Source organism: Pseudomonas sp. GM60, assembly GCF_000282415.1.
Classification (GTDB): Bacteria; Pseudomonadota; Gammaproteobacteria; order Pseudomonadales; family Pseudomonadaceae; genus Aquipseudomonas; species Aquipseudomonas migulae.
On record NZ_AKJI01000022.1, the window covers coordinates 1 to 16,423 of the forward strand.

Genomic DNA, 16,423 nt, shown 5'->3' on the forward strand with positions numbered 1-16,423 from the left:
AGGGGCAAGAGCCCTTGGTTACTTGGGGCTCTTCCAAGTGACTCGCCGTAAGGGCGAAACCATTAGCAGCCGTTACCGCAGCAACGGATATGCCCCCCTCAAAAAACCAGCGCACAAAAAAAACGGCCAACCCGCAAAGCGGATCAGCCGTCATCTCAACCAATCAAGCAAACAACAGCAATCAAGCGCTCAGCGAATAAATCAACGCCGAAATAGCCACCAAACCAACCGCCGTCACAAACACATTGGACGCTTGACCACGGAAACGGGCCATCGCCGGCACCTTGCGGATCGCATACATCGGCATCAGGAACAGAATTGCCGCAATGATCGGGCCACCGAGGGTCTCGATCATCCTCAGGATGCTCGGATTCAGCGTCGCCACAATCCAGCACACCACCAGCATGAACGCCGCGGTCATACGGTCCAGCGTCTTCGGTGCCGGACGCTTGCCACTCTTCACGATCAGGCCTTTCAGACCTTCACTGGCACCGATGTAATGCCCGAGGAACGACTTGGAAATCGCCACAAACGCAATCAACGGCGCCGCAAACTCGATGGTCGGGTTGCTGAAATGGTTGGCCAGGTACGACAGGATCGACAGGTTCTGCGCCTTCGCTTCCGCCAGTTGCGCCGGCGACAGGGTCAGCACGCAGCTGAACACGAAGAACAGCACCATCACCACCATCAACACATGGGCGCGGGACAGGATCTGCGAGCTGCGCTCTTCGGCGTGCTCGCCGTAGCGACGCTTCTGGTCCACCGCGAACGCCGAGATGATCGGCGAGTGGTTGAACGAGAAGACCATCACCGGAATCGCCAGCCACAAGGTGTGCAGAAGCGCCGACGGCTCAGGCAGCGTCGATGCCGTGGTGAGGATGCCACCGTTCCAGTGCGGAATCAGGAACACCGCCAGAAACAGCAACGCCACGATAAACGGATACACCATCAGGCTCATCGCCTTGACGATCACCTGCTCGCCGCAACGCACCACCGCCAGCAGGCCGAGGATCAGCACGAACGACAGCACGGCGCGCGGTGGCGGCATGATGTGCAGTTGATGCTCAAGGAAACTGCCCACCGTGTTGGTCAGGGCCACGCTGTAGATCAGCAGGATCGGGAAGATCGCGAAGAAGTACAGCAAGGTGATCAGCGCACCGGCCTTGATGCCGAAATGCTCTTCCACCACTTCTGTGATGTCCGCGCCTTCGCGACCGGACAACACGAAGCGGGTCAGGCCACGGTGCGCGTAAAACGTCATGGGGAACGCCAGCAGCGCCAGGACCACCAACGGCCAGAAACCGCCCAGACCCGCGTTGATCGGCAAAAACAGGGTACCGGCCCCGATGGCCGTGCCAAAAAGGCCGAGCATCCAGGTGGTGTCATGACGATTCCAGCCCTCAAGGCTGACAGGGTTCGCCGCTACATAGCGTTCGTTGACGCTATTGGCCTGATCATTCATCCGGTGGGATCTCCACATTCCGGTCAGTTGCTACCCGGCCAGGACGAGTCGGAAAAATCCGACAGGCAGCGCCCTGGCCGAAACAGGGGCGCGATTCTCCGGGATTAATGAACAGAAGCAAAGACTTAGCTGAGGAATGGTTGTGCGGATCAGATAAAAAGTGGGCAACACCTCCCCTGTAGGAGCGAGCCTGCTCGCGATGGTCTATCCGGCACCGCTTCGCGAGCAAGCTCGCTCCTACAGAGACATGCGGTCTTCTGGAGACTTGCGGGATGTGCGCTTCATCGCCAAAAGTACCTTCAGCTTGATAAAGGTCATTCATCATGTATTTTAAGTAAACCTGCATTCCTTCCGGAGACCTTCCATGCCACTGGTTCGCATCGACATCAAAAAGCATCAGGACCCCACCCACGCCAAACGCATCGGGCAGTTGATCTACGCCGCCATGCACAGCGCCATCGGCGTGCCGGAAAACGATAATTTCCAGATCCTCGCCGAACACGACGAGCAGCACTTCATCTTTGACCCGCAATACCTGGGGATCAATCGCAGCGACAAGCTGGTGGTGATTCAGATCACCCTGAGCGAAGGCCGCACCGTCGAGCAGAAAAAACTGCTCTATAAAACCATCGCCGAGAGCCTTAACGCTGAACTGGCGGTGCGCCTCGAGGACGTTTTCATTAATCTGGTCGAAGTGAAAAAAGAGAACTGGTCGTTCGGCAACGGAATTGCCCAGTACGCCCTCTGATTGCCATCCTTTATCTTTGTGAGCCGCCAATGCCCCGTGTTTCCCGCAAACAAGCCGAACTCAACCGCGAGATTATCGTCGAGGCCGCCACGCGGCTGTTTCGCGAACGGGGCGTGCATGGCATCAGCGTCATCGACGTCATGGCGGCAGCGGGTCTGACCCATGGCGGTTTCTATGGGCATTTCGAGTCCAAGGAAGCCCTGGCCCAGGAGGCCAGTAGCCGCGCATTCCAGCAATCGGCAGACCGCTGGAAAGACTGGATCGCCGCCAATGAAGACAAGAACGCCGCCCGTCAGGCCTTGATCAAACCCTACCTGTCAGCAGCCAGCCGCGATAATCCGGGCGACAGCTGCCCGGTGACGGCGTTTGCCGGTGACATGTGCCACGAAGCCGCCGAAAGCGGCCTGCGCCAAACGTTCATGGACGGTCTCGACTCGTTGCTCGGCACGTTCGCCCCCCTGATGGATACCGGCGATGACGCCCGCGATCGACAGCAGGCGCTGATGCAGTTCTCCTTGATGGTCGGCGCCCTGACGCTGGCCCGTGCTACCCGTGGCGAACCGTTGTCCGATGAGATTCTGGACGCGGCGCGCAGCTTTTTGACGGCGCCATAACCTCTCCCTCCTGTTCCGCTATGATCTTCTGGTAGCGCTGCGACCTTGATCGTTGCCAATGCACGTTGAAGCCAGCAATCTCTAGGGATTTTCAAGTCACAGGAGCCCAGCATGCCCGCAACCGTTCTGGTACTGGTTGAAACAATCAATGATTACTTGCCGATTCTGGAGCATCAGGGGTTTCACCTGATTCTGGCACCGACCCCCGCCGAGCGCGCCGAGGCCATTGCCACCCACGGCGCCCGGATCGATGCGGTCCTGACCCGCGGCCCGTTAGGTTTGTACGCTGACGAAATAGCCGCGCTGCCGGCGCTGAAGATCATCTGCGTGATCGGTGCCGGCTACGAACACGTCGACCTGCAAGCCGCCGCCGACCGGGGCCTGACCGTCACCAACGGCGCTGGCGTCAACGCTTCTTCGGTCGCCGACCATGCGATGGCGATGCTGCTCTCGCTGGTCCGTGATATCCCGCGCTGCGACGCCGCCGTAAGACGGGGCGAGTGGCCGAAGATCATGCGCCCTTCCCTCGCCGGCAAACGCCTGGGCATCCTCGGCCTCGGCGCGGTCGGCATGGCCATCTCCAGGCGCGCGGCCAACGGTTTCGACATGACGGTCAGCTACCACAACCGCCAACATCGCAGCGATGTGCCGTACAGCTTCTGTTCGACGCCGACCGAACTGGCCCGCGTCTCGGACTTCCTGGTGGTGGCCACGCCCGGCGGAATCGGCACCAGAAACCTGATCAATCGCCCGGTGCTGGACGCGTTGGGGCCCAACGGTTTTCTCGTCAACATCGCTCGGGCCAGTGTCGTGGTAACCGCCGATCTGATCGGCGCACTGGAACAGCGACGCATTGCCGGCGCGGCACTGGATGTCTTCGACCACGAACCTCAGGTGCCGGAGGCCTTGAAAGCCTTGAGCAACGTCATCCTCACGCCGCACGTCGCGGGACTGTCTCCGGAAGCGACCCAGGGCACGGTCGAACTGGTCGGGCGCAACCTGATGGCGTTCTTTTCCGGCGAACCGGTGCTCACCCCCATCGCCCTGCCGACCAATGCGAATCAGGCAGCGCTGTGACAAAATTCAAACAGGTGTATCAAAAGCAATGATTGCCCGGCAACACGCTCACCTATAAGGGCTGATCGTGGTTGTCGGTGCCGGGTGTGCACATTAGATTAGCCAATAGTCTCAGGCCTCCAGAATAAGCAGAAGGGATAAGCATGGCGCTTACTGACCAGTCCACCCGTATCCGCTCCGGCGAAGAACTCGATGCCAGCCTGATCGATCCGTACCTCAAGGCCCACATTCCGGGCCTCAGCGGTTTGCCGCAAATCAGCCAGTTTCCCGGCGGTGCGTCGAACCTCACCTACCTGCTGGAATACCCCGAGCAGGAATTTGTCCTGCGCCGGCCACCGTTTGGCCACAAAGCCAAATCCGCCCATGACATGGGTCGCGAATTTCGCATCCTCAATCAACTGCGCGACGGTTTTCCGTACTGCCCCAAAGCCTACGTGCACTGCACCGACGAATCGGTGATCGGTGCCGAGTTCTATGTGATGGAACGGGTCAACGGGATCATCCTGCGCTCCGAACTGCCGCCGGAACTGGGCCTGGATTCGGCGAAAACCGAAGCCCTGTGCAAGAGCTTCATCGACAAGTTCGTTGAACTGCACCAGGTCGACTACAAGGCCTATGGCCTCGGTGATCTGGGCAAACCCGAAGGTTATGTGGCGCGGCAGATCAAAGGCTGGAGCGACCGCTACGAAAAAGCCCTGACCCCGGACGCCCCGCAATGGGACGTGGTCAAAGCCTGGCTCAACGACAAAATGCCGGCCGATCACCCGACCTCAAGCATCGTGCACAACGACTACCGCTTCGACAATGTGATCCTCGACCCGAACAATCCGATGCAGATCATCGGCGTGCTCGATTGGGAGCTCACCACCCTCGGCGATCCGCTGATGGATTTGGGCAACACCCTCGCCTACTGGATCGAAGCCGGCGACCCGGCCCCGGTGCAAATGATGCGCCGCCAGCCAAGCCACGCACCGGGCATGCTGACCCGCCGCGAATTCGTCGATTACTACGCCCAGCGTTCGGGCATCCAGATCGACAACTTCGACTTCTACTACACCTACGGCCTGTTCCGTCTTGCCGGCATCGTGCAGCAGATCTACTACCGCTTCTTCCATGGTCAGACCCAGGACAAACGCTTCGCGCAGTTCATTCACATGAACAAACTGCTGGAGCAGATGAGTTTGCAGGTCATCCAGAAATCCAGCCTCTGATACAACACACCACTTGTAGGAGCCAGCGATGCGGCGACCCGACTTGCCGGCGAATTGGACACTGCGGTGTATCTGTAATACCGCGTAATCGTTCTTCGTCGGCAAGTCGGGTCGCCGCATCGCTGGCTCCCACGGTACAAATGTCAGGCCTATAACAAGGAACTCCCATGTCCAAGACTCAATTGTTCGACCTCGACGGCAAGATCGCTTTCGTCTCCGGCGCCAGCCGCGGTATCGGTGAAGCCATCGCCAAACTCCTGGCCCAGCAAGGCGCCCACGTTATCGTCTCGAGTCGCAAACTCGAAGGCTGCCAGCACGTCGCCGATGCCATCATCGCTGCGGGCGGCAAAGCCACCGCCGTCGCGTGCCACATTGGTGAAATGGAACAGATCAGCCAAGTCTTCGCCGGCATCCGCGAACAGTTCGGCCGCCTGGACATCCTGGTCAACAACGCCGCGACCAACCCGCAATTCTGCAACGTGCTGGACACCGACCTCAGCGCCTTCCAGAAAACCGTCGACGTCAACATCCGCGGTTACTTCTTCATGTCCGTGGAAGCCGGCAAACTGATGCGCGACAACGGTGGTGGCAGCATCATCAACGTGGCATCGATCAACGGCATCTCGCCGGGGATTTTCCAGGGCATCTACTCGGTGACCAAGGCAGCCGTGATCAACATGACCAAGGTGTTTGCCAAGGAATGTGCGCAGTTCGGGATTCGCTGCAACGCCCTGCTGCCGGGCCTGACCGACACCAAGTTTGCATCGGCGCTGGTGAAGAACGAGGCCATCTTGAACACCGCTCTGCAGCAGATTCCGCTCAAGCGTGTGGCGGACCCAAGCGAAATGGCCGGTGCGGTGCTTTATCTGGCCAGTGATGCATCGAGCTACACCACCGGCGTTTCGCTGAACGTGGATGGTGGCTTCCTGTCCTGATCCCGCGCTGACCCCCGCTCGCTCAGGATCCCCCCTTGTAGGAGCGAGCCTGCTCGCGATGGACTGAAGAACACCGCGTTTTCCAGTAAATACGCGTATTCGTCACGTCCATCGCGAGCAGGCTCGCTCCTACAAGTATTTACTGCGTGACGCACTGGGTGGTGGTAGTGACCCGAGTCACCTCCCCTTCAGCCCTCACGTCACCCATGACGTCGGTTTTATCCATGGTCTGACAGGTGCGTACAGGCGGTGGAGGTGGTGCGGCAGGTGGAGGTGGCGGCGGACTGGCACAGCCACCGAGAATGACGACACAGAATGCAAACGGTGTGAAAACGCGTTTCCCAAGACTTTTCATAGGATGACCCGCGGAAAGTGATCGACAAGTTTGTGACAACAAAACCTTGCCAAAAAGTTCATGGGGCGATCATGGAAAAGCCGATTTTGTGGGTTTTCACCTTCAGTCAGTAGTCAAAACCGACAAGAATTAGCTCACGGGATCGGGTCGATGCAGTGTGTTGCTTTCCAGTTCGTAGCGCAGCTCCTCAATGAGCGCTGCAACCGCTTCGCGGGTATTGAGGGTTGTCACGTTTAACCCGCTGACCACCAGGTCCACCTGCCCCGACACCGGATGGTAAAGCTTCACCGTCAACGAATGATCGCCGGTGATCGTGCACTCACAGGCCAGGGGAGAAAAGCTGCGTTCCAGTTGCAGCCGCAGTTGCGCCAGGTGAATCATTGCGATTGACCCTCGTGGCAAGGTACTGCAAGGGGGATGCGCTTGTGCGGCATGACTGATCCTTAGGCGACTTGAAAAGGCGCGTGCGGATATTTCTCGGACCCCGCTCGCACACTCTCAGCCTAAGAGCCGTGACACCCTGTCAAAACATGAATTTGCACTACCTCAACTAGTGCATTTGCACCTTAACGTTGCCCCCTGGACCGCCCCGAGCCAGAGAACAATCCACGCTCTCGCGCCCAGACGATCGCCTCGCTGCGACTGTGCACATCAAGCTTGGAATACACGGTAGAAACGTGATTACGCACTGTATTGGGCGCAAGCTTCAGGCGTGCGGCGATTTCCTTGTCGGCCAGGCCTTCGCAGATCAGCTCCAGCACATCGCGCTCCCGAGCCGTCAGGTCGGTAAACGACACACTGGACAATTTCGGCGAATTGACGCTTTTCACATTGGCGAGTTTTTCGATCAGAGTGCGGCTGAACCAGGACGCGTCTTGCATCACTTCTTCGATGGCCGCCACCAACTCCAGTTCGGTGCGTTTGCGCTCGGTAATGTCCATCAACACCAGCAGATAACAAGGGTTGTCCTGAATGTTCACGGTGTCGGCGCAAATCGCGCAATCGATCAGTTGAGCGTCTTTTTTACGGATACGCACATCGATGCGATCCAGGCGACCGGTTTTCTCCAGCGCCGCAAACAGCCGAGTACGGGCGCCTTGGTCGTGGATGAAATCGATTTGCGCGAGGGTCTTGCCCAATACGTCTTCGCTGGGGTACGCGAGCGTATCGAGGAAGGCTTCGTTGACGTCGATCACCACCTGATCGTCAACGCCGCACACGAGGGTGGGCACCGGGGTCAATCGAAAGGCCTTGGCGAAACGTTCCTCGCTCTGGCGCAGGGCAACTTCAGCCTTGTGCCGTGGCTCCATGTCGACGAAAGAAAACAGCATGCAGTCTTCGTCGTTCAGCTCCAGCGGCTGGCCTGCGACGATGACCTGTTTGCTGCTGCCATCAGCCAACTTCAGCTCGGCCTGCATTTGGGGAATGGTGGTGTGTTCGCGCAAACGCTCGATCGCCAGGTCTTTCTTCTCGGCGCCTTCAAGGATGTCCAGCTCATAGGTCGAAACACCGATGACTTGATCGCGGGCATACCCGGTCATTTCCAGAAAGCCCGAATTGACCTTGATGTAGCGCAAATCGCTGAGGCGGCAGATCACCGCCGGGGCCGGGTTGGCGTTGAAGGTCTTTTCAAAACGCTGCTCGGCGCTGGCCCACTCGGTGACATCGTCCATGATCAGCACCAGCGACTCCGGCTCCCCGGCACTGTCGGCCAGGACCATGCTGCGCACGTTGTGGACCCAGGTGCGCTCCTCGTCGGCGGTCGGCGTCACCTCCACCAACACATCGCTGAAGGTCTCGCCCCGGGCAACCCGGTTGATCGGGTAATTGTCGACCGCCACCGGGTGGTTATTGCGATAGCGCAACGCGAAACGCCGGGCATACTCCCTGGCGTTCGCGCCCAGCTCGCTGATCCGGCTGACGCCGTGCATGGCCAGCGCAGCATCATTGGCCCACACAATGGTCTGGTCGAGCTCCAGCAGAATCACCCCGTCGGACAAACCGGCAATGATCTGCTGCAACTGGCGGCGATTGGTTTCGGTGGTCAGGACGTCCTGGCTCATTGGATCTCCACAATGGCGGCCGCGCCAACGTGTGGCGCTCTGTGAAGATTACGACCGCGAGGGGTGGGGATCGTGCGGCAAACATCCGAATCTGTAGGAGCGAAGCTTGCTCGCGAAGGGGCCATCGACTTCACTATCACAGTCGATTGAACGGGCGCCTTCGCGAGCAAGCTTCGCTCCTACATGGGCTTACGCGAATTTCTGACGTTTATGCCGCGAGCTGCCCCCCTGCAATCGCCGCCGAAGCCGCCAGCATCGCCCGCAACAACACCGCACACCCGGCCGCCAGGTCATCCGGTGCGGCGTTTTCGATTTCGTTGTGGCTGATGCCGCCTTCGCACGGGACGAAGATCATCCCGGCCGGGCCGAGCTCCGCGAGGAAGATTGCGTCGTGCCCTGCTCCGCTGACGATGTCCATGTGCGACAAGCCGAGACCTTGCGCGGCACCGCGTACCGCTTCGACGCAGCCCTTGTCGAAGTACAGCGGCGGGAAGTCGGCGGTGGGGGTCAGTTCGAACGTCAGGCCGTGTTCTTCGCAGGTGGTTTCGATCACTTCACGGACTTCAGCGATCATCGAGTCCAGCCTCGCCGGTTCCAGGTGACGGAAATCGAGGGTCATGCGCACTTCACCAGGGATGACGTTGCGTGAGCCGGGATAGGCTTGCAGACAACCGACAGTGCCACACGCGTGGGGTTGATGGCCGAGGGCGGCGCGGTTGACCGCACCGACGATCACGGCGGCGCCGACCAGTGCATCCTTGCGCAGGTGCATCGGAGTCGGGCCGGCGTGGGCTTCGACGCCGCGCAGTTTCAGGTCGAACCATTTCTGCCCGAGTGCGCCCATCACCACGCCGATGGTTTTGTGTTCGTCCTCGAGGATCGGGCCTTGCTCGATGTGGGCTTCGAAATACGCGCCGACTGCGTGACCGCTGACTTTGCGTGGCCCGGCATAGCCGATGGCGTTCAGCGCTTCACCGACGGTAATGCCTTCGGCGTCGACCTTGGCGAGGGTTTCTTCGAGGGTGAATTTTTCCGCAAACACGCCAGAGCCCATCATGCACGGGGCGAAACGCGAGCCTTCTTCGTTGGTCCAGACCACCACTTCCAGCGGCGCTTCGGTTTCCACGCCCAGGTCGTTGAGGGTTCGCAGCACTTCGACCCCGGCCAGTACGCCGAAGCAGCCGTCGAACTTGCCGCCGGTGGGTTGGGTATCGATGTGACTGCCGGTCATCACTGGCGGCAGGTTCGGGTTGCGGCCGGGGCGGCGGGCGAAGATGTTGCCGACGGCATCGATGCTGACGGTGCACCCCGCCTCCTCGCACCACCTGACGAAAATGTCCCGGGCCTGGCGATCGAGGTCGGTCAGGGCCAGGCGACACACGCCGCCCTTGACCGTGGCGCCGAGTTTGGCCAGGTCCATGAGCGACTGCCACAGGCGGTCGCGGTTGATGTGCTGATGGGTGGATTGCAGAACGTCTGTGGCCGCGTTCATGGTGATCTCCTCAGGCAGTTGTTATAGGTTTTTCAGGCAATTCTTTGGTGTTTGTGGCGCCGCCTTCGCGGGCAAGCCTCGCTCCTACAGGTTTGCGTATTCCTTGTAGGAGCGAAGCTTGCTCGCGAAGAGGCCAGTGTTCACACCGTAGATTTCGCGATGGACGGGCTTGGCCGCATCGAGCACAACCCGTAATAAATCAACCCGCCCAGCGCCGAGCCAGTGAACCAGCCATAACTGTAAAACCAGCTGAACGCATCGCTGCCCAACGACAGCAGCGTCAGCACCACCGGCACGCCGAACGCGATAAATCCATACCAGTTCCACGCCGGGTACACGTCATCGCGATACAACCCGGCCAGGTCCAGTTGCTGTTTCTTGATCAGGAAATAGTCCACCACCATGATCCCGGCGATGGGCCCAAGCAGGCTCGAATAACCCAGCAGCCAGTTCGAATAGACCGTTTCCAGGCTCAAGTCCGAGACAATCAGCCCAAGCTTCTTCAGCAGCTCATGGCCCATCAGCAACAATCCCACCAGACCGGTCAGCAACACCGCTTTGGTGCGGTTGATCACCTTCGGCGCGATGTTCTGGAAGTCGTTGGTCGGCGACACGATGTTGGCCGCGGTGTTGGTGGACAGCGTGGCAATGATGATCAACGCCATGGCCAGCGCGACCCAGACCGGGCTCTGGATATGGCCGATCAACGTCACGGGATCGGAGACGGTCACGCCCACCAGTTTCACCGACGCGGCAGTCATCACCACGCCCAGCGAGGCGAACAGGAACATGGTCAGCGGCAAGCCGATGATCTGCCCGACAATCTGGTCTTTCTGGCTCTTCGCATAGCGGCTGAAGTCGGGAATATTCAGCGATAACGTCGCCCAGAACCCGACCATCGCGGTCAGCCCGGCGGCGAAATAGCTGACCACACTGGCGCCTTCCGGACGCTTGGCCGGGATCGCCAGCAACTCGGTCATCGACACGTTCGGCATCGCCCACACCAGCAGACCGACACCCACCAGCACCAGCAGCGGCGCGGACAGCGTTTCAAGCCATTTGATCGAGTCGGCGCCGCGAATCACCACCCACAGGTTCAGCGCCCAGAAGACCATGAAACCGATGACTTCGCCGGTGCCACCGAGGGACTTCCAGCCCTCGAACACCGAGCCCAGAAACAGGTGAATCGCCAGCCCGCCAAACATCGTCTGGATGCCGAACCAGCCACACGCCACCAGCGCACGGATCAGGCAGGGAATATTGGAACCGAGGATGCCGAAGGACGAACGCAACAACACCGGAAACGGAATGCCGTACTTAGTGCCGGGAAACGCATTCAGGGTCAGCGGGATCAACACGATGATGTTGGCGAGCAGAATCGCCACCAGCGCCTCGCCCACCGTCAGGCCGAAATACGCGGTCAGCACACCGCCAAGGGTGTAGGTCGGCACGCAGATCGCCATGCCGACCCACAGCGCGGTGATGTGCCATTTGTTCCAGGTTCGTTCGCGCACCTTGGTCGGTGCCATGTCGTGGTTGTATCGGGGACTGTCGAGGACATCGCTGCCGGCTTCGAGCTCGAACAAGCCGTCGCGTTCGGTCACTTGCGATCTGATCTGTTGCATGGCCGCTCCACTGTTCTTTGAATTATTTTTTGCTCATCGGGGGCTGGCGGCATCAATAAACGTGCCGGGCACTCCGAATGCGCATCGGGCAGTTCCATAAAAACTTTGCAACTAACTGATGTTGATCAGTTTTATATCTATCCCCAGTGAGTACTCGGCGACGTGTCTGTTCTCTCAGGCTAAAGGCCAGGCAAGTTGTCCGAACCGTCAGGACTCAATCTGGTGCGTCGATCTTTTTTTCAAAGTTGCGCATCAACCATAGACCATTCTCAAGCGGCTGATTTCACATAAGAAATCTCGTCTATTTTTGGAACCTGTCAAGTGCGTCAAAATGGTGAGATGCCTCACCATTTTGGTGATTAATCGTTTTAGTTATTATTTATCAATAACTTAAAACGGTTATATGCTTATAAAAAATATTCTTGCTCAATCCTTGAACTCATACTAGCTTCTAATCCTGACAGCGTTGACAGGAATACGACCGTTGACGCCAGCTGCATATAAAACAGTTAGAACTGACACCAGTCAGTCATTGCCTGCGAGGAACTCGGAATGTCTCTGTTGATCCGTGGCGCCACCGTTATTACCCATGATGAAAGTTATCGCGCCGACGTCTATTGCGCCGACGGCGTGATCAAAGCCATCGGTGACAATCTTGATGTTCCGGCGGGCGCCGAAGTGCTCGACGGCAGCGGCCAATACCTGATGCCCGGCGGCATCGACCCACACACGCACATGCAACTGCCCTTCATGGGCACCGTGGCCAGTGAAGACTTTTTCAGTGGCACGGCGGCGGGACTTGCCGGTGGCACCACGTCGATCATCGACTTCGTGATTCCCAACCCGCAGCAGTCGTTGATGGAAGCGTTTCATCAGTGGCGCGGCTGGGCGGAAAAATCAGCGTCGGACTATGGCTTCCACGTGGCGATCACCTGGTGGAGCGAGCAGGTCCGTGAGGAAATGGCCGAGCTGGTCAGCCATCACGGGGTCAACAGCTTCAAGCATTTCATGGCCTACAAGAACGCGATCATGGCGGCCGATGACACCCTCGTGGCGAGTTTCGAGCGCTGCCTGGAATTGGGCGCCGTGCCGACCGTGCATGCGGAAAACGGCGAACTGGTTTATCACCTGCAACGCAAGTTGATGGCCCAAGGCATTACCGGCCCTGAAGCGCATCCGCTGTCGCGCCCTTCGCAAGTCGAAGGTGAAGCGGCGAGCCGGGCGATTCGTATCGCCGAAACCCTTGGCACGCCGCTGTACCTGGTTCACGTGTCGACCAAGGAAGCCCTCGACGAAATCACCTACGCCCGCAGCAAGGGCCAGCCAGTCTACGGTGAAGTGCTGGCCGGGCATTTGCTGCTGGATGACAGCGTCTACCAGCATCCGGACTGGCAGACCGCCGCCGGTTATGTGATGAGCCCGCCCTTCCGTCCTCGCGGCCATCAGGAAGCGCTTTGGCATGGCTTGCAGTCCGGCAACCTGCACACCACCGCCACCGACCACTGCTGTTTCTGCGCCGAGCAAAAAGCCGCGGGACGTGACGACTTCAGCAAGATCCCGAATGGCACCGCCGGTATCGAAGACCGCATGGCCGTGCTGTGGGATGAAGGGGTGAACACCGGGCGTTTTTCGATGCAGCACTTTGTGGCGCTCACCTCCACCAACACCGCGAAGATCTTCAACCTCTACCCGCGTAAAGGTGCGATTCGCGTGGGTGCCGATGCGGATCTGGTGCTGTGGGATCCCGAGGGCACGCGCACGATTTCGGCGAAGACGCATCACCAGCAGGTCGACTTCAACATCTTCGAAGGCAAGACCGTGCGCGGTGTGCCGAGCCATACGATCAGCCAGGGTCGGGTGGTCTGGGCGGACGGAGATTTGCGCGCCGAGCGTGGAGCCGGGCGTTATGTCGAACGGCCGGCGTATCCGGCGGTGTTTGATTTGCTGAGCAAGCGGGCGGAGTTGAATCAGCCTGTAGCAGTGAAACGCTGAGATCGAGGCCTTCGGCCTTCGCGGGCAAGCCTCGCTCCTACGGTGGATCGCATTTCAAACTGTAGGAGCGAGGCTTGCCCGCGAAGAGGCCCGCCCAGGCGACAAAAAACCAATGCCCATCAGAGGCAGTTACCTCAAATAACCGTGAGGCCAACACCGTGATCAAGACCCTGACCCACCTCCCGCATCCCGTTGAGAATGCGGCCGCCCTCGCCGGCCACTTCACTGATCTGGCGCCGCCGCTCAACGACCGCCAGGCGCACCTGGAAGCCTCGCGCTGCCTGTATTGCTACGACGCGCCGTGCGTGAACGCCTGTCCGAGCGACATCGACATTCCCTCGTTCATCCGCAATATCCATCAGGACAACGTGCAAGGCGCGGCGCAGAAAATCCTCTCGGCGAACATCCTCGGCGGCAGTTGCGCCCGGGTCTGTCCGACCGAAATCCTCTGCCAGCAAGCGTGTGTGCGCAACAACGACCATGAATGCGCGCCCGTCTTGATCGGCCTGTTGCAACGCTACGCCGTGGACAATGCGCACTTTAGCGAACACCCCTTCCCGCGCGCCGCCGCAACCGGTAAACGCATCGCGGTGGTAGGGGCCGGTCCGGCGGGTTTGTCCTGCGCTCATCGCAGTGCCATGCACGGGCATGACGTGGTGATTTTCGAAGCACGGGAAAAGGCTGGTGGCCTCAACGAATACGGAATCGCCAAGTACAAACTGGTGGACGATTACGCACAGAAGGAGCTCGATTTCCTGTTGCAGATCGGTGGCATCGAAATCCGTCACGGGCAGAAACTCGGTGAAAACCTGACCTTGAGCGACCTGCATCAGCAATTCGACGCGGTGTTCCTCGGCCTCGGTCTCAATGCCAGCAAACAGCTTGGACTGAATCACGAGGACGCACCCGGCCTGCTCGCCGCCACCGAATACATCCGCGAGTTACGCCAGGCCGATGACCTGACACAACTGCCTTTGGCCGACCATTGCATCGTCCTCGGCGCAGGCAACACCGCCATCGACATGGCCGTGCAAATGGCCCGCCTCGGCGCGCATGACGTGAATCTGGTGTATCGCCGCGGTGTCGAGGACATGGGTGCCACCCACCATGAACAGGACATCGCCAAAGCCAATCAGGTGCGCTTGCTGACGTGGGCGCAACCCGAAGAAGTGTTGCTCGATGATCAGGGCCACGTGCGCGGCATGCGCTTCGCCCGCACACAGTTGGTGGAAGGTCGCCTGCAAACCACCGGCGAAACCTTCGAACTGGTCGCCGATGCGATCTTCAAAGCCATCGGCCAGGCCTTCGACTCAAGCGCCCTCAGCGACCCGCTGGCCCGTGAACTCAAGCGTCAGGGCGATCGGATTGCCGTCGATGAACAGCTGCGCACCAGCATCCCCGGCGTGTATGCCGGCGGCGACTGCACCAGCCTCGATCAGGACCTCACCGTGCAAGCCGTGCAGCACGGCAAGCTGGCTGCCGAGGCGATCAACGCTCAATTGATGCTCAACGTGGAGGCTGCGTAAATGGCCGATCTTTCGATTGTCTTCGCCGGCATCAAATCCCCCAACCCGTTCTGGCTGGCCTCTGCGCCGCCGACTGACAAGGCCTACAACGTGGTCCGCGCCTTTGAGGCCGGCTGGGGTGGCGTGGTCTGGAAAACCCTGGGTGAAGACCCGGCGGCGGTCAACGTGTCGTCGCGCTACTCGGCGCATTTCGGCGCCAACCGTGAAGTGCTGGGCTTCAATAACATCGAGCTGATCACCGACCGCTCGCTGGAGATCAACCTGCGGGAAATCACCCAGGTGAAAAAGGATTGGCCGGACCGCGCCTTGATCGTGTCGCTGATGGTGCCCTGCGTCGAAGAATCCTGGAAACACATCCTGCCGCTGGTGGAAGCCACCGGCGCCGACGGCATCGAGCTGAACTTCGGCTGCCCTCACGGCATGCCGGAACGGGGCATGGGCGCGGCCGTCGGTCAGGTGCCGGAGTATGTCGAGCAGGTCACCCGCTGGTGCAAGACGTATTGCTCGCTGCCGGTAATCGTCAAGCTCACGCCGAACATCACCGACATCCGCGTCGCCGCCCGCGCGGCCCATCGCGGCGGTGCCGATGCGGTGTCGCTGATCAACACGATCAACTCGATCACCAGCGTTAACCTGGAACGCATGGTCGCCAATCCCATCGTCGGCAGCCAAAGCACTCACGGCGGTTATTGCGGCTCGGCGGTGAAGCCGATTGCGTTGAACATGGTCGCCGAAATTGCACGCGACCCGCAGACTAAAGGCTTGCCGATCTCCGGTATTGGCGGCATCGGCAACTGGCGCGACGCGGCGGAATTCATCGCGCTGGGCAGCGGCTCGGTGCAGGTGTGCACGGCGGCGATGCTGCATGGTTTCCGGATTGTCGAGGACATGAAGGACGGTTTGTCACGCTGGATGGACAGTCAGGGTTACGCCAGCGTGTCGGAATTTTCCGGGCGCGCGGTGGGCAATACCACGGACTGGAAGTACCTGGACATCAACTATCAGGTGATCGCGAAAATTGACCAGGAGGCGTGTATCGGTTGCGGTCGCTGCCATATCGCTTGCGAAGACACCTCGCACCAGGCGGTGGCCAGCCTCAGGCAGGCGGATGGGACGCACAAATATGAAGTGATCGATGACGAGTGTGTGGGCTGCAATTTGTGCCAGATCACTTGCCCGGTGCAGGACTGCATCGAGATGGTGCCGATGGAGAACGGCAAGCCGTTTCTGGATTGGAATCATGATCCGAGGAATCCGTACCATGTAGCCGTCTGAAATCTGCTGCGCCTGATCTGACGCCTTCGCGGGCAAGCCTCGCTCCTA

13 protein-coding genes are annotated in these 16,423 nt (G+C 59.7%); 8 read left to right on the forward strand and 5 right to left on the reverse strand.

Annotation, left to right across the window (positions count from 1 at the left end; all coding sequences use genetic code 11):
- Positions 1-181: 181 nt before the first annotated feature.
- Positions 182-1,462 carry a serine/threonine transporter gene (locus PMI32_RS26430; RefSeq protein ID WP_008024817.1) on the reverse strand — a complete coding sequence of 427 codons (1,281 nt, stop codon included), beginning with the start codon at positions 1,460-1,462 and terminating at the stop codon, positions 182-184.
- A gap of 364 nt (positions 1,463-1,826) precedes the next feature.
- Here PMI32_RS26430 and PMI32_RS26425 point away from each other — a divergent pair, with 364 nt between their 5' ends.
- The 5 genes from PMI32_RS26425 to PMI32_RS26405 all read left to right on the forward strand — a co-directional run bounded on the left by PMI32_RS26425 (position 1,827) and on the right by PMI32_RS26405 (position 6,047).
- Entirely contained in the window at positions 1,827-2,210 is a 384-nt protein-coding gene (locus PMI32_RS26425; protein ID WP_008024819.1) for a tautomerase family protein, read from the forward strand.
- Between the two features lie 29 nt (positions 2,211-2,239).
- On the forward strand, positions 2,240-2,824 hold the full coding sequence (locus tag PMI32_RS26420) for a TetR/AcrR family transcriptional regulator (RefSeq protein WP_008024821.1): 585 nt from the start codon (positions 2,240-2,242) through the stop codon (positions 2,822-2,824).
- A 111-nt stretch (positions 2,825-2,935) separates the two neighbouring features.
- On the forward strand, positions 2,936-3,901 hold the full coding sequence (locus PMI32_RS26415; RefSeq protein ID WP_008024823.1) for a 2-hydroxyacid dehydrogenase: 966 nt from the start codon (positions 2,936-2,938) through the stop codon (positions 3,899-3,901).
- A gap of 143 nt (positions 3,902-4,044) precedes the next feature.
- Positions 4,045-5,112 (forward strand): phosphotransferase family protein, encoded by a 1,068-nt coding sequence (locus PMI32_RS26410; protein ID WP_008024825.1) that lies wholly within the window; start codon positions 4,045-4,047, stop codon positions 5,110-5,112.
- Positions 5,113-5,279: 167 nt separating this feature from the next.
- Positions 5,280-6,047 carry an SDR family oxidoreductase gene (locus PMI32_RS26405; RefSeq protein ID WP_008024827.1) on the forward strand — a complete coding sequence of 256 codons (768 nt, stop codon included), beginning with the start codon at positions 5,280-5,282 and terminating at the stop codon, positions 6,045-6,047.
- Between the two features lie 484 nt (positions 6,048-6,531).
- Here the strand turns inward: PMI32_RS26405 and PMI32_RS26400 are convergent, their stop codons facing one another.
- The 4 genes from PMI32_RS26400 to PMI32_RS26385 all read right to left on the reverse strand — a co-directional run bounded on the left by PMI32_RS26400 (position 6,532) and on the right by PMI32_RS26385 (position 11,582).
- Complete coding sequence (locus PMI32_RS26400; protein WP_008024829.1) at positions 6,532-6,783, reverse strand: DUF1652 domain-containing protein; 252 nt, start codon at positions 6,781-6,783, stop codon at positions 6,532-6,534.
- A 185-nt stretch (positions 6,784-6,968) separates the two neighbouring features.
- The gene (locus PMI32_RS26395; protein ID WP_008024831.1) at positions 6,969-8,465 is read right to left on the reverse strand and encodes a helix-turn-helix transcriptional regulator; all 1,497 of its coding nucleotides are present in this window, start codon (positions 8,463-8,465) and stop codon (positions 6,969-6,971) included.
- A 208-nt stretch (positions 8,466-8,673) separates the two neighbouring features.
- Positions 8,674-9,957, reverse strand: coding sequence for a Zn-dependent hydrolase (locus PMI32_RS26390; RefSeq protein WP_008024832.1), 1,284 nt, complete (start codon positions 9,955-9,957; stop codon positions 8,674-8,676).
- A 140-nt stretch (positions 9,958-10,097) separates the two neighbouring features.
- Positions 10,098-11,582, reverse strand: coding sequence for an NCS1 family nucleobase:cation symporter-1 (locus PMI32_RS26385; RefSeq protein WP_008024834.1), 1,485 nt, complete (start codon positions 11,580-11,582; stop codon positions 10,098-10,100).
- A gap of 552 nt (positions 11,583-12,134) precedes the next feature.
- On the opposite strand from PMI32_RS26385, the gene hydA reads away from it, so the two are divergent.
- From hydA to preA, 3 genes are all read left to right on the forward strand, one after another.
- Complete coding sequence (hydA, locus tag PMI32_RS26380) at positions 12,135-13,574, forward strand: dihydropyrimidinase (RefSeq protein WP_008024835.1); 1,440 nt, start codon at positions 12,135-12,137, stop codon at positions 13,572-13,574.
- A 158-nt stretch (positions 13,575-13,732) separates the two neighbouring features.
- Positions 13,733-15,100 (forward strand): NAD(P)-dependent oxidoreductase, encoded by a 1,368-nt coding sequence (locus tag PMI32_RS26375; protein WP_008024837.1) that lies wholly within the window; start codon positions 13,733-13,735, stop codon positions 15,098-15,100.
- Entirely contained in the window at positions 15,101-16,375 is a 1,275-nt protein-coding gene (gene preA / locus PMI32_RS26370; protein WP_008024838.1) for an NAD-dependent dihydropyrimidine dehydrogenase subunit PreA, read from the forward strand.
- Positions 16,376-16,423 lie beyond the last annotated feature (48 nt).

Excerpts from the sequence above, each read along its gene's own strand:
- PMI32_RS26430 (WP_008024817.1), bottom strand. The coding sequence starts at position 1,462 with ATGAATGATCAGGCCAATAGCGTCAACGAACGCTATGTAGCGGCGAAC.
- PMI32_RS26405 (WP_008024827.1), top strand. The coding sequence starts at position 5,280 with ATGTCCAAGACTCAATTGTTCGACCTCGACGGCAAGATCGCTTTCGTC.
- hydA (WP_008024835.1), top strand. The coding sequence starts at position 12,135 with ATGTCTCTGTTGATCCGTGGCGCCACCGTTATTACCCATGATGAAAGT.
- PMI32_RS26415 (WP_008024823.1), top strand. The coding sequence starts at position 2,936 with ATGCCCGCAACCGTTCTGGTACTGGTTGAAACAATCAATGATTACTTG.
- PMI32_RS26420 (WP_008024821.1), top strand. The coding sequence starts at position 2,240 with ATGCCCCGTGTTTCCCGCAAACAAGCCGAACTCAACCGCGAGATTATC.
- PMI32_RS26425 (WP_008024819.1), top strand. The coding sequence starts at position 1,827 with ATGCCACTGGTTCGCATCGACATCAAAAAGCATCAGGACCCCACCCAC.
- PMI32_RS26410 (WP_008024825.1), top strand. The coding sequence starts at position 4,045 with ATGGCGCTTACTGACCAGTCCACCCGTATCCGCTCCGGCGAAGAACTC.
- preA (WP_008024838.1), top strand. The coding sequence starts at position 15,101 with ATGGCCGATCTTTCGATTGTCTTCGCCGGCATCAAATCCCCCAACCCG.
- PMI32_RS26400 (WP_008024829.1), bottom strand. The coding sequence starts at position 6,783 with ATGATTCACCTGGCGCAACTGCGGCTGCAACTGGAACGCAGCTTTTCT.
- PMI32_RS26385 (WP_008024834.1), bottom strand. The coding sequence starts at position 11,582 with ATGCAACAGATCAGATCGCAAGTGACCGAACGCGACGGCTTGTTCGAG.
- PMI32_RS26390 (WP_008024832.1), bottom strand. The coding sequence starts at position 9,957 with ATGAACGCGGCCACAGACGTTCTGCAATCCACCCATCAGCACATCAAC.
- PMI32_RS26395 (WP_008024831.1), bottom strand. The coding sequence starts at position 8,465 with ATGAGCCAGGACGTCCTGACCACCGAAACCAATCGCCGCCAGTTGCAG.